This is a genomic window from Streptomyces sp. NPDC020898, from assembly GCF_044333925.1.
GTDB lineage: Bacteria > Actinomycetota > Actinomycetes > Streptomycetales > Streptomycetaceae > Streptomyces.
Genome location: NZ_JBIRRV010000012.1, coordinates 133,601 through 153,247 on the forward strand (window position 1 = coordinate 133,601; position 19,647 = coordinate 153,247).

21 protein-coding genes and 3 pseudogenes are annotated in these 19,647 nt (G+C 69.7%); 19 read left to right on the forward strand and 5 right to left on the reverse strand.

The annotated features are described in order from the left end of the window. The first annotated feature begins 57 nt into the window (after positions 1-57). The 12 genes and pseudogenes from ACH4TV_RS32140 to ACH4TV_RS32195 all read left to right on the forward strand — a co-directional run bounded on the left by ACH4TV_RS32140 (position 58) and on the right by ACH4TV_RS32195 (position 8,779). A complete protein-coding gene (locus ACH4TV_RS32140; RefSeq protein ID WP_398404307.1) occupies positions 58-597 on the forward strand; it encodes a hypothetical protein in 540 nt (179 codons plus the stop codon). After that, the gene (locus tag ACH4TV_RS32145; RefSeq protein ID WP_398404309.1) at positions 509-1,681 is read left to right on the forward strand and encodes a hypothetical protein; all 1,173 of its coding nucleotides are present in this window, start codon (positions 509-511) and stop codon (positions 1,679-1,681) included. Before ACH4TV_RS32140 ends, ACH4TV_RS32145 begins: the two co-directional genes overlap by 89 nt. Before the next feature lie 40 nt (positions 1,682-1,721). Then, the gene (locus ACH4TV_RS32150; protein WP_398404311.1) at positions 1,722-2,417 is read left to right on the forward strand and encodes a hypothetical protein; all 696 of its coding nucleotides are present in this window, start codon (positions 1,722-1,724) and stop codon (positions 2,415-2,417) included. Beyond that, a complete protein-coding gene (locus ACH4TV_RS32155) occupies positions 2,414-2,959 on the forward strand; it encodes a hypothetical protein (RefSeq protein WP_398404312.1) in 546 nt (181 codons plus the stop codon). Before ACH4TV_RS32150 ends, ACH4TV_RS32155 begins: the two co-directional genes overlap by 4 nt. 5 nt (positions 2,960-2,964) lie before the next feature. Then, positions 2,965-3,591, forward strand: a complete 627-nt coding sequence (locus tag ACH4TV_RS32160) for a hypothetical protein (protein ID WP_398404314.1) — start codon at positions 2,965-2,967, stop codon at positions 3,589-3,591. 54 nt (positions 3,592-3,645) lie between these two features. Continuing rightward, positions 3,646-4,395, forward strand: a pseudogene (locus ACH4TV_RS32165) (glycosyltransferase family 2 protein). After that, positions 4,395-4,922, forward strand: a complete 528-nt coding sequence (locus tag ACH4TV_RS32170; protein ID WP_398404316.1) for a hypothetical protein — start codon at positions 4,395-4,397, stop codon at positions 4,920-4,922. The pseudogene ACH4TV_RS32165 and the gene ACH4TV_RS32170 overlap by 1 nt, the downstream one beginning before the upstream one ends. Positions 4,923-5,335: 413 nt before the next feature. Continuing rightward, entirely contained in the window at positions 5,336-6,121 is a 786-nt protein-coding gene (locus ACH4TV_RS32175) for a hypothetical protein (RefSeq protein ID WP_398404318.1), read from the forward strand. A 110-nt stretch (positions 6,122-6,231) separates the two neighbouring features. Further along, positions 6,232-6,570 (forward strand): hypothetical protein, encoded by a 339-nt coding sequence (locus tag ACH4TV_RS32180; RefSeq protein WP_220645643.1) that lies wholly within the window; start codon positions 6,232-6,234, stop codon positions 6,568-6,570. Next, positions 6,567-6,923, forward strand: a complete 357-nt coding sequence (locus ACH4TV_RS32185) for a hypothetical protein (protein WP_398404320.1) — start codon at positions 6,567-6,569, stop codon at positions 6,921-6,923. Before ACH4TV_RS32180 ends, ACH4TV_RS32185 begins: the two co-directional genes overlap by 4 nt. A 28-nt stretch (positions 6,924-6,951) precedes the next feature. Beyond that, positions 6,952-8,166 (forward strand): MFS transporter, encoded by a 1,215-nt coding sequence (locus ACH4TV_RS32190; protein WP_398404322.1) that lies wholly within the window; start codon positions 6,952-6,954, stop codon positions 8,164-8,166. Positions 8,167-8,335: 169 nt separating this feature from the next. Next, positions 8,336-8,779: a hypothetical protein gene (locus ACH4TV_RS32195; protein WP_398404324.1), complete on the forward strand. Its 444-nt coding sequence runs from the start codon at positions 8,336-8,338 to the stop codon at positions 8,777-8,779. Between the two features lie 119 nt (positions 8,780-8,898). Here ACH4TV_RS32195 and ACH4TV_RS32200 read toward each other — a convergent pair whose 3' ends face one another. Further along, entirely contained in the window at positions 8,899-9,087 is a 189-nt protein-coding gene (locus tag ACH4TV_RS32200; RefSeq protein ID WP_398404326.1) for a hypothetical protein, read from the reverse strand. A 105-nt stretch (positions 9,088-9,192) separates the two neighbouring features. Between ACH4TV_RS32200 and ACH4TV_RS32205 the strand changes: the two genes are divergently transcribed. After that, positions 9,193-9,983 (forward strand): IS5 family transposase gene (locus tag ACH4TV_RS32205; protein ID WP_398404593.1). Its coding sequence is split into 2 segments (ribosomal slippage): positions 9,193-9,523 and positions 9,523-9,983, totalling 792 coding nucleotides; the frame shifts between segments, so codons are not numbered across the junction. A gap of 103 nt (positions 9,984-10,086) precedes the next feature. Then, the gene (locus tag ACH4TV_RS32210) at positions 10,087-11,244 is read left to right on the forward strand and encodes an XdhC family protein (RefSeq protein WP_398404328.1); all 1,158 of its coding nucleotides are present in this window, start codon (positions 10,087-10,089) and stop codon (positions 11,242-11,244) included. A 663-nt stretch (positions 11,245-11,907) separates the two neighbouring features. Here ACH4TV_RS32210 and ACH4TV_RS32215 read toward each other — a convergent pair. Together ACH4TV_RS32215 and ACH4TV_RS32220 are read right to left on the reverse strand one after the other, a co-directional pair. Further along, on the reverse strand, positions 11,908-12,345 hold the full coding sequence (locus tag ACH4TV_RS32215; RefSeq protein WP_398404330.1) for a hypothetical protein: 438 nt from the start codon (positions 12,343-12,345) through the stop codon (positions 11,908-11,910). Between the two features lie 698 nt (positions 12,346-13,043). Continuing rightward, the gene (locus ACH4TV_RS32220) at positions 13,044-13,538 is read right to left on the reverse strand and encodes a DUF2000 domain-containing protein (RefSeq protein WP_398404332.1); all 495 of its coding nucleotides are present in this window, start codon (positions 13,536-13,538) and stop codon (positions 13,044-13,046) included. Positions 13,539-13,646: 108 nt separating this feature from the next. Between ACH4TV_RS32220 and ACH4TV_RS32225 the strand changes: the two genes are divergently transcribed. Beyond that, positions 13,647-14,117: an Lrp/AsnC family transcriptional regulator gene (locus ACH4TV_RS32225; protein ID WP_398404334.1), complete on the forward strand. Its 471-nt coding sequence runs from the start codon at positions 13,647-13,649 to the stop codon at positions 14,115-14,117. 87 nt (positions 14,118-14,204) lie between these two features. On the opposite strand, the gene ACH4TV_RS32230 is transcribed toward ACH4TV_RS32225, so the two are convergent. After that, positions 14,205-15,362: an L-dopachrome tautomerase-related protein gene (locus ACH4TV_RS32230; RefSeq protein ID WP_398404336.1), complete on the reverse strand. Its 1,158-nt coding sequence runs from the start codon at positions 15,360-15,362 to the stop codon at positions 14,205-14,207. 517 nt (positions 15,363-15,879) lie between these two features. Here ACH4TV_RS32230 and ACH4TV_RS32235 point away from each other — a divergent pair. Both ACH4TV_RS32235 and ACH4TV_RS32240 read left to right on the forward strand, forming a co-directional pair. After that, positions 15,880-17,144: pseudogene (locus tag ACH4TV_RS32235) on the forward strand (CocE/NonD family hydrolase); the annotation flags it as partial. Positions 17,145-17,199: 55 nt separating this feature from the next. After that, positions 17,200-17,484: pseudogene (locus tag ACH4TV_RS32240) on the forward strand (XdhC family protein); the annotation flags it as partial. A 96-nt stretch (positions 17,485-17,580) separates the two neighbouring features. On the opposite strand, the gene ACH4TV_RS32245 reads toward ACH4TV_RS32240, so the two are convergent. After that, the gene (locus ACH4TV_RS32245) at positions 17,581-18,573 is read right to left on the reverse strand and encodes an aldo/keto reductase (protein WP_398404338.1); all 993 of its coding nucleotides are present in this window, start codon (positions 18,571-18,573) and stop codon (positions 17,581-17,583) included. Positions 18,574-18,984: 411 nt separating this feature from the next. On the opposite strand from ACH4TV_RS32245, the gene ACH4TV_RS32250 reads away from it, so the two are divergent. Continuing rightward, positions 18,985-19,242, forward strand: coding sequence for a hypothetical protein (locus tag ACH4TV_RS32250; protein ID WP_398404595.1), 258 nt, complete (start codon positions 18,985-18,987; stop codon positions 19,240-19,242). A gap of 82 nt (positions 19,243-19,324) precedes the next feature. Beyond that, positions 19,325-19,564: a hypothetical protein gene (locus tag ACH4TV_RS32255; RefSeq protein WP_398404340.1), complete on the forward strand. Its 240-nt coding sequence runs from the start codon at positions 19,325-19,327 to the stop codon at positions 19,562-19,564. Positions 19,565-19,647: the final 83 nt, after the last annotated feature.

Genomic DNA, 19,647 nt, shown 5'->3' on the forward strand with positions numbered 1-19,647 from the left:
GTCCGCAGCCCCGACGTCCGCCACCCGGCGGTAGAACCCAGTTCCTGTATCAAGGAGTTGCCGCTGTCCGATCCCGACCAGCGGATGCTGCTGCACGACGTGGCCGACCGGCTCAACACCGTGGCCGATCAGCTTCCGCTCCCCGACCAGATCCGCCCGGATCCCGCGCTGAGCGAGATCCTGGACGATGAAGTCCGCCATCTGGCCCGCCTGCTGGGATTCCTGGCCGGGGAGAGCGCCTTCCGTCACCGAGCCGCCGCCCGCTACCCGGCCCGGACCACGGCCACGGTGCGCCGCACGACCCTCGCGCTCGCGAGCGCCGCCGAACCCACCGGGTTCGCGCTCGCCGCCCTCGGCGCCGCCGTCCACCACCTCGGCCAGCTCGCCGACCTCACCAGCCAGGCCCCCAGCCCCGCCCGCGACCGGGCGGTCACCGCCGCGCACCAAGGGCTCGTGGACCGCCTCGGCGACAGCCGCATCCACCTCGCCCGCGCCGCGAAGCACCTGCGTGCGGCAGCCGACACTCGCACGGCACCGGCCGCTACCACCGTGCCCTCCGCGCCGTCGGCCACCACAACCCCATCCCGTTCCCGCTGATCCCCTCCCCCGGAGCACCGTCATTTCCCCGCACAACTCCGCCCGCCGCGCCGCCCTCCTGCTCACCACGCTCGTAGCGGTCACGCTGACCGCGTCCGCCTGCACCACCTCCCACACCAGCAGTCCTGATGCCGCAGCCAAGGCCACCCGCGCCGCCTCCCCCACGCCGACCGCCGCCCCGGCGCTGACGAAGCAGGAGGCCCGCGCCCAGATCGCCCGCTACTCCAAGATCAACAACGCGGCCAACGACGACGACAACCGCGCGCTCCTCGGCACCATCGAGGACGGCCCGCTGTACGCGATGTCGGTCGCGGACTACAAGGAGAACGAGGGCCTGCCCCAGGCCGACCGCGAGAAGTACAAGCCGTGGTCGTACAACCTCGCCTCCACGAACCTCTACATCCCGCGTTTCACCGCCGGCCAGAAGAAGTGGTTCGCCGCCGTCACCTACAACGGCAAGAAAGACAAGTACGCCCGCGTCCTGATCATGGCCGAGCAGACCAGGACGAAGCGGTGGGAGATGGTCGCGGCCGTCGACCTCGACGACAAGAAGCTGTCTCCGAAGATCGCTCTCGACGCCGACGGCTACGCCACCGCCCTCGACGCCACCTCAACGAGGAACGTCGCCGCCCCGCTCGACGTCCTGCGCGCGGCTGTCACGGACAACTTCACCAGCGGCGGCGACACCACCGGCAAGAAGGTGTTCACCTCCTCGAAGGCGTCCGCCCGGCAGATCAAGGCCCACGACTCGACCGTCCACAAGTTCGGCAGCCGCGGCACCGCCGCGTTCTCCGCCGCCACCCCGGAGTTCACCGACAGCTACGCCCTCAAGACCGCCGACGGCCACGCCCTCGTCGTCTTCGCGCACACGCACACCCAGCGCGACGCCGTCGCCTACTCCGGGCTCGAGATCGTGCCGGCGAAGAAGGACCGCGCATGGCTCGGCACGGCCAACAGCCCATCCTTCACGTACACGTTCACCTGCTCCGATGTCGCCATCGCCCCCACCACGCCGGGCAAGTCGACGCTGATCGGCTACACCTGCCGCCGCACCGATGCCCACGGCATGACCACCTCCTCGTGACCACGGCCCCCTCGACACCCCACCGCACGAAGAACCGCCTTTGCACATAACCGAGTTCACCCACGCGCTCGCCGACCGTCTGCCCGGCTGGCAGCCCTCTCCCACTGCGGTACCCATCGCCGACGACCCGGCCAGCAACCGGATCTGGGACAGCGGCCCCTTGCCCTACGCCGCGTTCCAAACAGACGACGTCCAGCGCAGCGTCCTGACGCACCACTGGGGCCTGCAGCTGTACGTCATGCCCCGCCCCCACCGCCCGGACCAGTACCTCGTCCTGCCGATGCTGCCCGCCAACACCAGCCACCAGCACGTCCAGGGTCTCAAAGCTCCGCGCGGCATCGCCGTCCCCGCCGATCCCATCCGGGCCGCAGCCAGGATGTACCGCCGGCTGCTGGCCGACTACCGCTTCGCGTCCCCCACCCCGATCCGGCGCAGCAGCCCCGGCCACCTCCAGGTCCACGTCACCCTCGACGCCCAGCGGCGTCCACGGATCCGCACCGGCTACATCACCGTCTTCATCGAACTGCTCGCGCACGGCGGCTTTCTGCTCGACCCCGCCACCGGCGAATGCCACCTGCCGGACACCCTCACCCCCGAGCAGACCCGGCGTCAGCTGATCAAGAGCCTCCAGCGCCTGCGGCACCGCGACTTCCACATCACCGTGCGCTCCATCGAGGGCCCGCGCTCCCACCCGCCCCTTCCACGGGGCAACCCGCGCAAGGGAAACCGCCGATGAGCCAGAGCCACGACGCCTTCGTCCACGCCCGCCTGACCACCTGGCAGCGCCGCATCAACGAGACCGCCGCCGGCCTGCTCCCGCCGCAGACCGGCAGCGCACAGGCTGCACTCGTACCCGTACTGGACCAGCTGGTCGCCGTGTACAACCTGTCCTCCGGCCTCGTCGCCGATCTGCGGCAGTCCACCGACAGCTCCCTCGCAAAGACCGACGCGGGACGTGAGTACCTGACCCAGCTGGCCACCGCCCTCGCGCACAGCAACCGCGCGGCCACCCACCTGAGCACAACGGTGACCGGGCTCGCCGACACCCACCGGCTCACTCCTCGCCCCGGCACCGCCACCCCGGTCGAGAGCAAGCTGGGCATCACTCTCGGCCATGCCGCCGCGCTGCGCAGCCTCCAGCGTGCTCTCGAAGCCGTCACCAACGCGCTCGCTGAGGCTCAACCCGGTTCGGCGTCTTCCCTGATGCCGACTGTCAGCGAGCAGCACCGCCGGGTAGCCGACGCCGGTGGCGCCCATCCCGCACGCCGCCGCCCCTGAAGCGCATGCGTCAACCACCCATCATCCGCACGTCCTTGGAGAACTCCCTGGCCACCCGTTCCTTCATCGCCCGCCCCACCGACACCGGATATGCCGGCGTCTACGTCCACTGGGACGGCTACCCCAGCCACCACGTCCCGCTGCTGCTCGGCGCCCACCAGTACCGTTTCGACGGTGACCTCGACGCCCTGTGCCGGCACCTGATCGACGAGGCACCCGAGGGCTGGTCCCAGCTGGGCACCGACCTCCTCGACGGCGCCCCCGAACCCCTGCGCGCCGAACTCGTCGGCAGCGACGAACACCCCAGCAGAAAGCACGACAACGTCCATGTCATCACCATCGGCGCAGCCGAGCCTGAGCCGTGGACCGTCACCGAGAAGTCCCACGGGGGCCTGGACTGGGGGTACGTCCTGCACCCGCATGGCATCGAGGTCATCTCCCTCCACGCGGAAGACCGCGGCCCCCTCGTGGCCTGGGCCACCGACCCCCGGGCCCGGTTCAGCAACGGCACCTACCGCTGGCGCCCGGGCCACCCGATCCCGGCCACCCTGCCACCTCGGGCGACCGGCCCCAGCACATCAGCCACAGCTCCAGCGCCGACCGCTACACCTCGTACCGCGCCCCGCCGCTGACCCCTTCTCGTCCCCTCTGCCGCGGAGCACCTCCTGCACTCCCCCACCGCCAAGATCACAGTCGTCATCGCCACCCAGCTACGCCCCGACCGGCTCGACCACCTGACGGCCATGTACGAGAGCCTCACCCGGCAGAGCGTGCCCTGGGCGGCTGTGATCGCGCTCGACGGCGCCGACCGCACGCGCCTGCCGACGCCCCTCGCCGAGGACTCGCACGTGTGCATCCTCGCGCTGCCCCGGCAGGTCGGCGCGGCCTGCGCCCGTAACCTCGCCCTGGGCTGCGTGCGCACCGAGTTCGTCAACTGGGCGGACGACGATGACGAGTTCACCGACGATGCCATGGCCGTACGGTTGCGCACCCTGGAGATGACCGGCTTGGGCTAGTGCGCGGGATACAGCGAGGACTTGCACCCGGACGGCACGACCTCGCTGTGGCGATGCCCGACACCGCCCGGCCGGCACCCGGCCGGAGACGTGTGGACCTACTGGACGAGGCCCGAGGACACCATCCCGATCGGGCCGACCACGATCCTGGCGCGTAGCGATCTCGTACGCGCAGCCCCGATGGGCGGGCTCGTCCAGGGCGAGGACTACATGGCGGCGATCGGCGTCACCTGCCTCGCGCCGGGCATCCTGCTGCCCGTCCCGGTCTACCGCTACCGCAAACACCCAGGTCAGATGACCCGCCAGGACGGCTATGACGTCCTGGAGCCGGGGGCTCGGCGGCATGCGTGGAACTACGGACGCAGCCTGCGAGCCACCCTCTCTGGCCGGGAAACGAGCGATGCAGCCGGGGTGGTCTGATGTCTTCCTCCGTGACCCCGGCCGCGCTCGATTACCTGGCCCAGCGTCTGGACGAGCTGGCCGCACAGTTCCCCACCAGCCCGGACGCTGTCGACCTGGTCACGCTTACCGATGACATCGGCACACTGGGCCACCACCTGCAGCACGCCATCGAACGCGCACAGGAACGGTTCACCGCGCCGGAGACGGTCTATCCGCCCGAACGCGTCGCCCTGGTCCGGCTCGCCAGGGCCGCCGCCGGTATCGCGCGAGCTCTGGACACACTCGCCGAGGCCCTGACCTATGCCACGACCGGCTTCCAGCGCGAGGCCGTGGAGGACCTCGCCCACTCGCCTCTGCGCAACGACCCCGAGGTCCTGCGGATCATGACGGCCGAGAAGTACGTCGCGGCCCGCGCCCGCCTGCGCCACACCGCCGCTGCCCTGCGCACGGCATCCACACCGGATGGGTCATCCACGCCTCGAACGACCGGGCTACAGACCCAGCCTGCTGCTGGCCCGCAGCCACGGCAGCCGAACCGCCACTGAGCCTGTCGAAGGACCCCCGAGATGCCCCCGAACCCTCCTGCCGAGATCCGGCTTGCCTACAGCCGTGCCGCCGGTCTGGTCGCCATCGCCCACGGCGAGCAGTACCGGTGGGCCAACACCGCCTTGGAACAGGCCGGATTCACCAAACGGGACGACGGAAGCTACAGCACGCCCGGCCCCGACATCCGCGCTGCCGCCGCGAAGCTGCTGCCCCTCGCCCAGCGCCACCACGCCACCATGGGCGTCAGCCCCCGTCCGTTCCTCGGCGACATCGCCGACCGAATCGCCGCGCGGCTGCCCGGGACGGTGGACCGCGCAGGTCGAGATCTACGCCCATCCCGTCTGGCAGGGCGATCTGCTGCCCTGGCTGTGGGACGGTCGGTGAACTCGTTCGGGCCGTGGAGGACCAGCGGGTGCCATACGCGGCGACGCTCACCAGTGACACCGGTGTCGAACTGCTGCTCGCGGAACGGGGCGAGGATCCCCAACTCGGCTATCTGGTCGGGGCGCTCGCCTCCCCCCAGGAGTTCGACGACAGCTACGACAACCCCTACGCACCGACCAGCATCGTGCTCCCCTCCCAGCCGGACCTGGCGGTCGAGGCCATCACGGATGCGTTCCTGCCTGCCTACCACCGGGCCCTGCACGCACGGCGTCTGGACGCCGTGATCACCGCACTGGACGAACTGCGCGCCGAATACGAGGACGTGACGGCGATCTGGGTATCCGGCTGTTCCAGCGACGGCACCCTCCTCGACGGCCACGGACGAAGGGAGACGAACAGGGTCTTCGCCGAGCGCGCCTGGCGCACCTTCCGTCCCGTCCTGACTCACGCGCCTGGCCTGCTGCAACAGTGCGGTGCCGCGGCCACCGGCCGTTCTGCCGACGCCGACATCGTGGTCCAGCTGAGCGAGGCTCTCGCCTCCAGCCAGGCGGCACTTGATGTCTGGCGGCACAGCCAGAACCCCGCCTCCGTCCAGCCTTCCGCCCGCCTCCTGCCGCCGGCCGAGGTACGCACCCGGCTCGGGCTTGAGGCCGTGCCGGCCATCGAGACCTGGCTCGCCCCGCGCGACGCGTTCGTGCGCATCGCCCGCTCGGCCGAGCCCAGCGGCCACGCCCGGCTGCCCGTCGGCGGGCCCGTTCCCTGCACCCAGCCCGCCGTACCACGCCCCTCCCAACCACCGGCCCCTCGCCGCTGACCAGCAGAAAGGATCCCTCGCTGTCCGACCACTTCCGCTTCCGCCACCATCCCGAACACGGCTTCGTCGCCACCGCCGCTCCGAGCTTCACGCCCCACCTCGCCGAATGGTTGCTTGTCCGCGAGCAGTTCGAGCCCGTCCCCTTCTCGCCGGGCCTGTACCGGCTCACCGAGCCCAACCGCGACGGGCTGCGCCGCACCCGCCAAGCCGTCCACGACCTGCGCAACCTCGGCTACCGCGTGCGGGACGACAGCGCACTCGATCCCGCCCACGCATCAGCTCCACCCCGGCCGACGGCCAGCAACGACCTGGCCGAACGGCGCTCCCGCATCGCACGGGCCGCCGCCGTACGCCCCTCCCGGATCACAGCCCTGGCCAACGCCGCGCCGTCGGCGCCGCCTGCCGCCGCCGGTAAAGCCCCGGCTGCCGGTCAAGGACGGAGCCGGTGAACCTGACCAGCGAGCCGATCCGCATCACCCGCGGCGAAGGCGGCGAGGTCGAAGTCGAAGGACCGTACGACGAGTTCGCCGCACGCATCCTGGCCCACGCCGGATTCATGACCTTTCCGACGCTGCGCGGGCAGTGGGTCCGGCTGCCCTTCGACCTCGGCCGCGCCTGGGAGAACGAACACGGCAGCTGGGCGGCCGACATGCTCACCGCCGCCCGCTACCGCGTCGACCTCGACCCGGACCTGCGACCCGGCCCGCCCGACGGATCCGCGCCGCCGACGACCCGCCGTACGAAGGCCGCGATGACCGTCCAGCCCGCACCGCCCGGTAGCGCCCGGCGCCCTCGCCGCTGATCCCTTGAATGGAAACACCTCTCCCCAATTGACCACGACTGATCATGCGGTCGGCCAGGCCCCGGCCGCCGCCTCGACTTCCTATCGCGCTGTGCTGGGCAGCCGGCATGTCGCCCGGCTGCTCGGCGGCACTCTCATCGGACGCATGCCCAACGGCATGGCGCCCGTGGCCATCGTGCTCCTGATCACCTCCCAAGGTGCCTCCCTTGCCTCCGCCGGACTGCTGAGCGCCCTGTACGGGCTGGCTGGCGCACTCTCCCAGCCGGTCAAAGGCCACCTGATGGACCGTCATGGCCAGATGCCGGTGTCCGCACCCGGCGCAGTCATCAACTCCGGCTGTCTGCTGCTCCTGCTGGTCGGAGACGATCCGACCCTCGCGCTAGCCGCGATCGTGCTCGCGGGCCTGTCCTCCCCTCCCCTGGAGGCAGGACTGCGGGCCCTGTGGCCCACCGTCCTGCCCGACCCCCATCGGCGCCGGGTCGCCCTCGCTCTCGACACCGGCTCCCAGGGCCTGCTCTACATCGCCGGCCCGCTCCTGGTCGCCGTGCTCGCCACCGCCTACGGTCCCCGCGCCGCGATCCTCGCAACCGTCGTACTCGGCCTCCTGGGCACGACCGTGGTGCTCACCGCGCCCCCGTCCCGCACCTGGCGCCCGCAGCACACCGCTGGCTCCGCCGCGGCCGGGCTGCACGGCACGCCCCTGTCGCTAATCTTCCTGGCCCATGCCGGCTTCGGAATCGCCCTCGGCGCCATGAACGTCTGGGCGGTGGCCATGGCCGAACTGCACGACATGGATCTGCTGTCTGGGCTGATCCCCGCCGCCTTCGCCGCCGGCAGCTTCCTCGGCGGCCTCCTCTACGCCCGCCGAGCCTGGCCGGGCTCGCCCATCGTCCAGCTGCTGTCGGCCGCGGCCGGATTCTGCGCCGGGTGGCTGCCACTGCTCGCCCTTCCCGGCCCTCACATGGCGACCGTCGTGGTCACCGTGCCGGGCGTGTTCCTCACTGTGGTGATCGCCTGCGGCTTCACGACCGCGGACGCCCTCGTGCCAACTCAGCGGAGAACCGAAGCGTACGCATGGCTGATCGCCTCGGTCGGCGTCGGACAGGCCGCCGGCACCGCCCTGGCCGGGGCCCTCGCCACCCACCGCCTCACAGCCGCGGCCCTGCCCGCGGCCGGAGCCACCCTCGCCCTGACGGTCCTCGCCGCCGCCCGCCACCGCATCACCGCCCGTGGTGGCCACTGAACCCACCGCCGTCGTCCCACCCGTCTGTTGTCCACCCAGCGACAGCGGCACGACCCGCGGGCCCTCGAACGGGGCGACTGCCGCTGGTCCGAGTCCGACACGCCCACCTCCCCGTGGACGTCGCCGCCGCCCCGCTTCCCATCCCTCACCTCTGAAAGGCCCTTCCGCCTTGCCCCACCCGTCTTCGTCCGTCTGGGACCACCACATCGAGGACTGTGCGGTCTGCACCTCACCCGACCGCGACGAGCCGGCCCTGCTGCGCTGCGCCGTCCTCACGGTCTTGCAACACGGCGTCTTCATGGTCGAGGACGACATCCCGTTGGCCGAGATCCTCAGCGACGGCGGCCACTACCTGCGCGGTCTGGCTTCGTCCCTGGGCGGCGACGAGACCACCCCGGTGCCCAAGACCGAGCACTGGCCCTGGGTCGACGCCGAACTGCGCCTGGCCGTAGCCCGCGCCGCAAGTCTGGACGCCGTCAGCACCCTCGATGCCCGTATCGACGGCGTCCTGGCCACCGCTGCCCGCAGGACCCCGCGGCGCCAGGCGGACCTCCTCGCACGCGCCGCCGAGCAGTTCGCCCAGCAGCACGCACCAGCCTCCCGCACCCCCTGACCCCGCCGGCGCCCGCGCCGCCCCCACACAAAGGAGAATCCCCGCCCATGGCCGTTGTTGGTAAGTCCGGCTATCAGAAGTTGCGGAATGGTCCTCCATCCCGTGGAGATCCACGGTGGTCACCGGTCCCGGTGGAGGACTTCATCTGGCTCCCAGTCCGCGTAGAAGTCGTTTGGTGACTCATCCAGCTTGACCTCCTCTGCGAGGTCCTCCAACTCTTCAAGTTCCTCGTGCTCGACCCGGAGGTCGCAGGCCGGGCAGGTGAAGACGAAGGGGGTGAACATGACCGCCCACTCATCCTCGTCCACGTGCGTGTCACCACTAAGAGGTCCTAACAGAAGTTGTTGATCAAGTGACTTTCGGTGTGGGTTGTCGTTGGTCTGGTCGTGGGAAAACGTCAGTCGCGGCCTTGGATCGTGTCGGATGAACTGTGGTCGCTCATTGAGCCGTTGCTGCCCGGGCCGGGTCCGAAGCTGGTGGAGGGCAGGCCGCGGGTGCCGGATCGGCAGGCCCTGTGCGGGATCCTGTTCGTGCTGCACACCGGTATCCAGTGGGAGTACCTGCCCCAGGAGCTGGGCTTCGGTTCCGGCATGACGTGCTGGCGGCGACTGGCCGCGTGGAACGAGGCCGGCGTGTGGGACGAGCTGCACCTGGTGCTGCTGCGGAAACTACGGGTGGCGAAGAAGCTCGACTGGTCGCGGGCGGTGATCGACTCCTCCCACGTACGGGCCGCTCGGCGCGGCCCAAAAGCGGTCCCAGCCCGGTCGACCGCGCACGGCCGGGCAGCAAGCACCACGTCCTCACCGACGGCCAGGGCATCCCGCTCGCAGTCTCGCTGACCGGCGGAAACCGCAACGACGTCACGCAGTTGCTGCCTCTGCTGGACAAGGTTCCGGCCGTGGCCGGCGTCGTCGGCCGGCCCAGACGCCGGCCCGACGCGCTCCTCGCAGACCGCGGCTACGACCACGACAAGTACCGGCGCCTGCTGTGGCAACGAGGCATCCGCCCCGTCATCGCCGAACGAGGCCAGCCACACGGCTCCGGCCTGGGCATCTTCCGCTACGTGGTCGAGCGCACCATCGCCTGGCTGCACGGCTTCCGCCGACTGCGGATCCGCTGGGAACGACGCGACGACATCCACGAAGCCTTCCTCGGCCTCGCCACCTGTCTGATCACCCACCGCCATGTCCAACGCCTTTGTTAGGACCTCTAAGACGACGGTAGTTGCGGGCCGCCGCCGCGCCCGGCCCTTCGGGTGCCGAATGCGCGACGACGGCCCGCCCCTTCCCCCGACGAAAGGAATGCACGTGCTGGACCTCGCGGACGAGCTGAACCGGTGGCTCGAGGAGGGGCGGGACTTCGCCGTGGCCACGGTCGTGGCCGTCAGCGGCAGCGCACCGCGCGGGCCGGGCGCCGCGCTCGCCGTCGACGCCGACGGCACCGCCATCGGCTCGGTCTCCGGCGGCTGCGTCGAGGGCGCGGTCTACGACCTGTGCGCCCAGGCGCTCAAGGACGGCCAGGCGGTACGCGAGCGGTTCGGCTACAGCGACGAGGACGCCTTCGCCATCGGACTGACCTGCGGCGGCGTCCTCGACATCCTGATCACCCCGGTACCCGCCGAGGGGCCAGGCAGGAAGGTGCTCCAGGTGGCGCTGTCGTCCGCCGCCCGGGGGGAGGCGGCGGCGCTCGCCCGCGTGGTCCGCGGCCCGGCAGGGCTCCTGGGGCGAGCTCTGGCAGTCCGCCCCGACGGCTCGTGCGAAGGCGAACTCGGCGGACAACCCGACCTGGACCGCGCCGTCGCCGAGGAAACCCGCACCCTCCTAAACGCCGGCCGCACCGCCACCTTCGACATCGCGGAGGACGGATCCCACTGCGAGCCGGACCTGACCCTGCTCGCCGAGTCGAGCGTGCCGCCGCCCCGCATGCTCGTCTTCGGTGCCATCGACTTCGCCGCGGCCCTGGTACGCGTGGGCAAGTTCCTCGGCTACCACGTCACCGTGTGCGATGCCCGACCTGTCTTCGCCACGCGGGCACGCTTCCCCGAAGCCGACGACATCGTCGTCGACTGGCCGCACCGCTACCTGCGCCGAACCGGGACCGACGACCGCACCGTGGTGTGCGTACTCACCCACGACGCCAAGTTCGACATACCCCTCCTGGAAGCGGCCCTGCGCCTGCCTGCCGCCTACCTCGGCGCGATGGGCTCGCGCCGCACCCACGCCGACCGCGACCGCAGACTCCGCGAGAGGGGCCTCACCGAAGCCGAACTGACCCGGCTCCACTCACCCATCGGCCTCGACCTCGGCGCCCGCATACCCGAGGAGACCGCCCTGTCCATCGCCGCCGAGATCGTCGCCACCCGCCAGGGCGGAACAGGTCTCCCACTGAACAGTTCGCAAACACCGATCCACCATGGCACCGGAGCGCGCCGGTCCCGGGCCGCATCGCGGGTCGGGAGCTTCTGAACGCTGCCTGAAGGGACGGATGCGGTGTCGGTGGACGGACGCTCAGCCGAGATCTTGGTGTTGTCGGCGATGGTGCACACGCGTGGCACCAAGGCGGTGCAGAGCGCCGCGGTGACCATCAGGGCGGCCAATGAGCGTGAGGGTGCCTGATGTTCCACCCGCCCCGCCGGACACGTGTCCGGCGGGGCGGGCCGCGCACGGGAAGGCGGAAACGAGGAAGAGCCGACCGACTCCTGCCTTCGCAGCGGCGGTTACCGCGATTCCCACGCGTTACCCGTCGACGGCGTCCGCCTCCGCGAGGAACGGCCTCAGGTCGCTGGCCGCCATGTTGTCGACTTCCACCTCGACGATGACACCACGCAACGGAGCCTCCTCCGCCATGGTCGAACCGCTCACCTGTCGAGAGCTCGGCGGATGACTCTTCACTGGTCGCATTGAAGGCCCGCGACACAGCCGCATGGCTCGCTGGCCTGGCCTGGATCAACCGACACCCTGACAGCCCTCCCATGGCCCGCCGACGCAGTTGCCGTGCCGCCTTGAGGGCTCCACCGAAAGGTTCCGGACTGTCGGCGTCAGTCCCATCGCGGTCGCCCCATATGAGGGCTCACACGATCGTGACGGGCGTTCTGGTGGCGTTCAGCGGTCCGGTTTCGGTCACGCGCCCTAGGGGATCCTGATCTTGTAGACACCGTTGGAGACGTCGGCGGCGGTGGGCTTGACGGTCACGCCGCCGAGGGACTGCTGGCTCCCCGAGTTGCAGTTGCCGGTCTCCCAGGCGGAGATGCCGTAGGTGGTGCCTGCGGTGATCTTGTAGTTGGTGGCGAATATGATCCGGCCGTTGCCGCCAGAGGGGGTGGCGTTGCTCGTGTTCACGCAGGTGACGGAGGTGCCGTCGTCGATCCGGAGACTGCCGAAATACACGACGGAGTTGCCTGCGCCTCGGGCGGCCAGCGGAACGTCGGCGGTGAGAGAGGCCGTGGGGGCTGCGGACGCTGTGGGCGCAGCCGCAAGGGCGCTGGCGCCGGTGAGGGCGAGCAGGGCGGCCAGGGAAGCGGAACGGGCCGTGCGGTGAGTGCGGCCGTGGGGGGACGTCAGGCGCATGCCTCTTCCAATCGTCGAGGGGTTGTACAAGTCTCAAGCAACTTTGCGTGACCAGTGTTACCCGAGGGAACACCAGCACAGGACCCTGGTTTCGGCCATGTTCGGGATCCGTCGAGACCCGGGCGTACCGGAGGAATCGCCAACCCCGTTCGGCTACGAGAATGCCTCCGGGCTCCCAACGCCGGAGGTTAACGAAGCCTTCGCATGTGAGGCGAGTTGTCGGGTGACCTTGAGCAGGTAGCTGACGTTGGCGGGCCCGCGCGGCTGATGCGCCGGCGAGCCGGAGCATCGGGATGAGCCCGAATTCGTGACACTCGCCACCGAGACTCCAAACATGCAGTGAGCGGCGTGTGCCCTATCCGCTCCGTCGTCCAGGAGGGACATGTCGGCGACGTGGGGCTTTCCTATGCCGCTCGGGCAGGGACGACCGGCCGACCCAGAAGTTGCTCCGCTCGTCCGCAGGTCGGCGGCCGCGACCGGCCGGATGCCTGAGCAGCACCATCGGAACGAGCGTCGAAGATTGCGCACACCACCTAGCGGTGACACTGCCGGGGGCGAGCGGACCAACTGCGCGCATTGACTGACGATGCGCCAGATCGTGTGCTCAAGACGCTGGTCGATAACAGGGATATCGTCCTGAAACCTCGTCTGAGCTCGTCTGTCGAGTCGATGGTGAAGACGATCTGATCGTAGCGATGTCAGTCCAGCAGGGGCAGCTTGCCGACGATCTTGGAGACCCGGTTGCGGGGACCGACGATGCTGACGGCGTAGTAGTCCATCTCCTCGCTGCCGGTGCCGGCCACGGAGGCGGCGTAGTCGGTGTAGACGAGGGTGTGCTGGGCGGCGGTGGGCATGTCGGCGACGAAGGTGTCCGCGTACGAGCCCGCCTTCTGCCGGATGCCGCGCAGGGTGGCCGGATCGGCGACCAGCACCGAACAACCCACCCAAGGCAGCGCTGGATGAACGGAGCCCGAAGCATCGGCGACATCCACTCCGAGCAGGCCGGGGACTTGGGCCACGGTCGGAGCCGCAGCGCAGATCGCGGCGTTCGCGGCGCGGCCGGGCGGCAGGTCGCTGTTGACGACGATCACCCACTTCAAACGGGCAGCGCGCGTCGACAGGCTGAGGTCGACCTCGTCCGGCGCAAAGCCGACCACGGCACCTTCGGACTCGCTGACCGGGGCCACACTCATGACTCGCATCCTCACCTCGTACGGACTGTGTGCGAGATGCTAGGCATCAGTACGGCACAGATCTACTTGATCCGAATTTAGTGTGGACGGGGAGGTTCTTCCGTGGCCATGGACGAACTTGATAAGGCGATCCTTCGAGAACTGCAGTCGGACGCACGGAAGACGAACCGGGAGGTCGCGGCAGCGGTCGGTGTCTCCGCCACGACGGCGCTCGATCGCACGCGGGCGCTGCGCCGACGCGGAATCATCCGTGGCGCGATCCTCGATGTGGATCTCGCCGCGATCGGACGCCCCGTCCAAGCCCTCATCGCCGTCCGCATCCGGCCGCCCTCCCGCCCGGTGATCGAGAGCTTCCGCAACTGGGTCACCAGTCTGCCCGACCTCCTCGGCGTCTACGTCACCACGGGCACGGAAGACTTCATCCTCCACGTCGCAGTCCCCGACAACGCCAGCCTCTACGCTTTCGTGATCGACCGCCTGACCGAGCGGCGAGAGGTCGCCGACGTCCGCACCTCGATCGTCTACGAGCACCTCACCAACAACCTGATCAGTCCTGTGCAGCGCGCCGAGAAGCCGTGAAGCAGATGACGGATTCCAGCGAGCGTCGCACCATATGCAAGTAGATCGCCTGCTTGATGTCTCGTGCACCAAGTGGTGGTCCGGAGGTCACGCGAGCCTGACCGGTCCGGCGTCGAGGGGCAGGCGGAGGAGGAGATAGGGCTTGCGGCGCAGGTCCCTGCCCTCGTGGAAGAGCGCCTGCCGGTTGACCTGGTTGGCGATGGCGTACAGGTGCCGGTCTGGGGCGATGGACAGGGTGTCGATCCAGATCAGGTCGCTCCCCTGGGCGAGGGTTTGGTAGGCGCCGTCCGAGTTCCTGCGCCAGATCGTGTTGTGTTCGAGGTCGCCGCCGTAGAGCCGTCCCTTGTCGTCGCTCTCCAGGCCGTCGGCCATCGGTTTGAACCCGTGGTCCTCGACCGTCGCCGCCACCTCGGCGTCCGTGGCGTCCGGGTCGGCGAGGACGGCGGTGGACACGCTGTGCAGCCGGCGGCTGGAGAGTGGGCAGTAGTAGAGGCGCGTGCCATCGGCGCTGAGAGCGATGCCGTCGGAGCCGGTCTCGAAGTGCGTGGGTTCGCCGCCCGCGGGGCGGACCATGAAGGGCTCGCCCTCGATGACCGGAAGGAACTGCGCGTCCGGGAGCGCCGAGGGATGCCCGGTCAGTCGCCGCCAGGAGCGGCCGGTGGCGAGGTCGACCACGATCACACCCTTCGAGCCGCCCGAGTCGGTGATGAACGCCATGCCCTCGGCGCCGCGCCGCAGGTCGAAGCGCACGTCGTTGGGGTAGCTGTTCGTCGGCACCACCTCGGGCGGGAAGAGGATCTTCCGTACGATCCGGTCGGTGCGCAGATCGACCGCCACGAGCTTCGGACCGCCGTAGGAGGACCCCGCGAACAGCGGGCTTCCGGTGTCCAGGACCCACAGCCGGTCGGCCGGGTCGACGACGACGCTCTGCACCGACTGGAAGTGCCCAGCAAGGTCGGCGGGGTCCTCGCGGTTCACCTCGGCGTTCGGGTAGGGCACCGGCTTCCCGTTCCGCACTTCGGCGACGGTGAACGGGACATCGTCGCCCCAGCGGGGAAAGTTGACGAAGATCCGGCCTCGGCGCGAGACGGTGACACCCGTCGGCATCGCGCCCCAGAAGCGGGCAACGACCGTGTGACGTCCGGCGGTTGAACCAACCGTCGCGCCGGCGGCATGGGCGGGCCCCGCGAGCTGGGTGGCAGCCAGCGACGCGGTGGTCGCCGCAAGGAACGTACGTCGTCTCATGTGCGCGTCTCCTACTGGGTGAAATCACGGGAGGGGGCGGCGGGTTGCCGCATCACCTCGACGCATGGAAGGCCCGACCGGCCGCTGCCATGGCGCTCCTCACTGAGCTGGCGGCGTCATTCCGGAGGCGTGGTAAGTCGATCGACTCACCTCCCGAAACGTAACGCACGCGTCGCCCGAGAGGCAAGTCGATCCACTCACCTCGTACACCTCTGATCAATGGCGGATCTTTTGATCATGGATGCGGCGCGGCGGACGAGCAGTTGATCGCGATACCGGCCGACCGGACCTGGAGGGCCCACGCCGGGGCTGGTGAATCACGAGAGTCGCCCCCCTGTGGTAATTGACAGGGTGCGAAAGTGTTTTCTAACGCACCCGCACCATTCGAGGGCAACCCCGTTCAGCTCAACGGGGAGCTCCGATGCGGGACGGTGTGGCCCTGGCGGCCAACGTGTGGCATCCGGCCGAGGGGCAAGCGCCGACGCTGCTCGTGCGCCTGCCGTAGGGCAAGGACGCGATGGTCATCACCGCGGGCGGGGTCATACCCGATCTGCCCGCTTTGCTGGAGGCCGGTTACGCGGTGGTGGTGCAGGACTGCCGGGGCACCCACCGTTCGGAAGGCGAGTTCGTTCCGCACATGGCCGACCGGGCCGACGGTGAGGACACCGTCGCCTGGATCGCCGAGCAGCCGTGGTCGGACGGCACGGTGGGCATGTACGGGCCGTCCTACCTGGGATGGTCCAGTGGGAGACCGCCGTGACCGGTGCCCCAGCCTTCAAGGCGATCGCGCCGGCCTTCACCTCGATCGACAACTACGAGTCGCCCTGGTACGGCCCGGGCGGCGCGCTCTCACTGAGCCTGGTCACGTGGTGGAACGCCATGATGTACGCGGCCGACGCCCAGCGGTCCCTGGCAGCCGGTGAGGGCTCCGTGGACCAGCTGCAGCAGCTCGGTCAAGCGGCACTGTTCCCGGAGACCCTCAACGATGTGCTGCCCACAGCGGAGGTCCCGGTCCTGGCGGCGTACGGGAAGTGGTGGGACGCCTGCATGGCCCACCCCTCCCACGACGGCTACTGGGATGCCATGGAGCTCACACCCGAACTCAAGAACGTCACCGCTCCGGCGCTCAACATCGGCGGCTGGTACGACCTCTACATCGGGCAGACCCTGCGCACCTACACCACCGCCCGCCAGCAGGCCAGCTGTGCGCAGGTACGCGACGGGCAGCGGCTGATCGACCAGTGGCGCGACGAGCAGGAGTGGCCGCTGCCCGACACCAGGTGGACCGACTACCACCTCACGAGCGGCGATCGCGCCAACACGGCTGACGGCGACGGCGCGCTGACCACCGAATCGCCGAGCGGCGTGGAACGTGACACGTACCTCTATGACCCGCGTCGCCCGGTCCCTCGGCCGGCGGGGCGTCGATGCCGACGACGCCAGGGTTCGGCGGCCCTGTCGACCGGCGGACCGTCTCGGGCCGAGACGACGTCCTGTGCTTCACGGGCACGGTCTGGAGGAGGCTGTCGAGGTGACCGGTCCGGTGAGCCTGACCTTGTTCGTGTCCTCGTCTATGGTGACACCGATTTCACCGCCAAGCTCGTCGACGTCTTCGCCGACGGCAGGGCGTTCAACCTGTGCGACGGGATCCTTCGCGCCCGCTACCGGAACGGCCTCGCCACCGAAGAGTTCATGGAGCCGGGCACGGTCTACGAGATCACCATCGACATGACCGCCACGTCGAATGTGTTCCTGCCCGGTCGCCGCATCCGCGTGGACGTCTCCAGCAGCAACTTCCCCAGCTACGACCGCAACACCAACACCGGCGGCGTCATCGCCCGCACCCCTGCTGGGAACGGCCCTGCGCCTCCCGGCCGCCTACATCGGCACGATGGGCTCCTGCCGAACCCACGAAGACCGCGACCGCAGACTCCGCGAGACCGGCCTCGCCGAAGCCGAACTGACCCGGCTCCACTCACCCATCGGCCTCGACCTCGGCGCCCGCACACCCGAGGAGACCGCCCTGTCCATCGCCGCCGAGATCGTCGCCACCCGCCAGGGCGGAACGGGCCTTCCGCTGAGCGGTTCGCACACACCGATCCATCACGACACCGAAGCGCGCCGGTCCCCCCGCCCGATACCCCCTGCCATCGCTACCCGACCGCGCGCCGCCTATGGCCGACGCGCACGGGCCTCGCGTGCGCGGGTGCCAGCACGGTCAGTCTGTGGTGAAGCTCGACAGTACGGCGGCCGGGAGGCGGCTGCCTGCCGAGCCGTGGGGAAGGATCTCCGTGATGCGGGCCAGATCGGCGGCGGAGAGCTGGACGTCGACGGCACCGGCGTTCTCCTCAAGGCGCTTGGTGCTGCGGGTGCCGGGAATGGGCGCGACGTCCTCGCCCGGGGCGAGCAGCCAGGCCAGCGCGAGTTGGGCGGTGGTGATGCCCCTGGTGTCGGCCAGATCCTTGAGCTGTTCGGTGGCGCGCAGATTGTACGAGTAGTTCTCGCCCTGCCAGCGCTCGTCCCAGCTGCGCATGTCGTCCGCGGGGTACTCGCTCGCGGGCTTGACCTGGCCGGTGAGGAAGCCGCGGCCGAGTGGGGAGTAGGGCACCAGGCCGATGCCGAGTTCCCGCAGAGCGGGAAGGATCGTCTCCTCGACCTCCCGCTCGAAGAGCGAGTACTCGTACTGGAGCACGGAAACCGGGGTGACGGCGTGCGCGCGGCGGATGTACTGGGGGCCGACGTTGCTCAGGCCGAAGTACTTCACCTTGCCCTGGGTGATCAGTTCGCCGACCGCGCCGGCGACCTCCTCGACGGGAATGTCGGGGTCGGAGATGTGCTGGTAGAAGAGGTCGATGTGGTCGCTCCGCAGGTAGCGCAGGCTGTTCTCGGCGACCTTGCGAATGTTTTCCGGGCGGCTGTCGAAGGCGGGGCTGATCGCCGGGGCGGTCATGTCGAAGCCGAACTTGGTGGCGAGGACCACCTCGTCGCGGAAGTCTTCGACCGCCTTGCCGAGGAGGATCTCGTTGCTGCCGGTGCCGGCGCCATACAGCTCGGCGGTGTCGAAGAAGTCGATACCGAGTTCGTGGGCGCGGCGGATGGTCGCGATGCCCTCGTCGTCGTTCGAGGCGCCATAGGCCATGGACATGCCCATGGTCCCCAGGCCGAGCGCCGAGACGCGCAGACCCTGAGAGCCCAGATTGCGGTGCTGCATGAGTTCACTCCCTGAGTGGTTCGCCGGCTTCGCCCGCAGAGGTCAAACCGAACCGTTCAGTTTGACTGTACGCCCGGTGGCCCGCGATGCCAAACCAAACGGTTCGGCGCTCTATCCTGGGGCCATGTCCCAGTCCCGCGACTCCGGCCGGACCGCAGCGCCCGCCGCCGGCGGCGGCGACACCACGCGCGAGCGCGTCCTTAGCGCTGCCATGGAGGAGTTCGCCCGCCACGGCATCGCCGGCGCCCGCGTGGACCGCACCGCCAAGCTCGCCAGGACTAGCAAAAACGCGTCTACGCCTACTTCCGCAGCAAAGACGCGCTCTATGCCGACGTCGCCGCACGGGAGCACGTCGTCATCGCCGAGGCCACCCAGCTGGACCCGTGCGACCTCCCTGCCTACGCGGGCCGCCTGTTCGACTACTTCGTCGCCCGTCCAGACCACTACCGCCTGATCGCCTGGGGCCGCCTCGAACTGCCGGGCACCACAGCCGTTGCCGACGATCCCGCCCAGGCAGTGCTCGCCCGCAAAATCGACCAGATCCGCCAGGTGCAACAGGCCGGACAGCTCGACCCCGCCTGGGACCCGGCCGACGTCGGGGTCACGTTCACCACCGGTGACATCCTGCACGCAGACCACGACGGAGTAGTCCTCCTGCCGACCACCTGATTCCCGCCAGAGTTCACGCATCGGAACCCGGACATCTATGTCGTACATGTGCTGCATCGGCGCTCCTCGTTGAGCTGACGGCATGGCCAGGTTCCCCCGATCGACGTCGACGGACGGAACGCCCGACGACGGGAGCCGCCACGAGAACGAAGAGGCCGTCCGGAAGCACATGGAGCTCACCGCCGACGGCCAGAAGGGCTGGGCCGAGGCCACCGAGATGATCCAGCTCACGATGGTCGGCAACCTCACCCAGAAGTTCCGCGACACGTTCCTCGGCGGCGCAGGCACCGACTTCAAGCCCTTCCGCAGCGTCAGCCGCTGACACCCGGGCAGCCGCCCATCGCCACGAACCCGCCGCAGAACCGGTCCGAACAGGCCGTCCGCGCCGGGTTCGCGGCCGTTCCG

Bases quoted from the DNA above. Each gene is read 5' to 3' on its own strand.
- ACH4TV_RS32215 (WP_398404330.1), bottom strand. From the start codon at position 12,345: ATGCGCCTGACGTCCCCCCACGGCCGCACTCACCGCACGGCCCGTTCC.
- ACH4TV_RS32225 (WP_398404334.1), top strand. From the start codon at position 13,647: ATGGACGAACTTGATAAGGCGATCCTTCGAGAACTGCAGTCGGACGCA.
- ACH4TV_RS32170 (WP_398404316.1), top strand. From the start codon at position 4,395: ATGTCTTCCTCCGTGACCCCGGCCGCGCTCGATTACCTGGCCCAGCGT.
- ACH4TV_RS32245 (WP_398404338.1), bottom strand. From the start codon at position 18,573: ATGCAGCACCGCAATCTGGGCTCTCAGGGTCTGCGCGTCTCGGCGCTC.
- ACH4TV_RS32155 (WP_398404312.1), top strand. From the start codon at position 2,414: ATGAGCCAGAGCCACGACGCCTTCGTCCACGCCCGCCTGACCACCTGG.
- ACH4TV_RS32160 (WP_398404314.1), top strand. From the start codon at position 2,965: ATGCGTCAACCACCCATCATCCGCACGTCCTTGGAGAACTCCCTGGCC.
- ACH4TV_RS32255 (WP_398404340.1), top strand. From the start codon at position 19,325: ATGGCCAGGTTCCCCCGATCGACGTCGACGGACGGAACGCCCGACGAC.
- ACH4TV_RS32220 (WP_398404332.1), bottom strand. From the start codon at position 13,538: ATGAGTGTGGCCCCGGTCAGCGAGTCCGAAGGTGCCGTGGTCGGCTTT.
- ACH4TV_RS32230 (WP_398404336.1), bottom strand. From the start codon at position 15,362: ATGAGACGACGTACGTTCCTTGCGGCGACCACCGCGTCGCTGGCTGCC.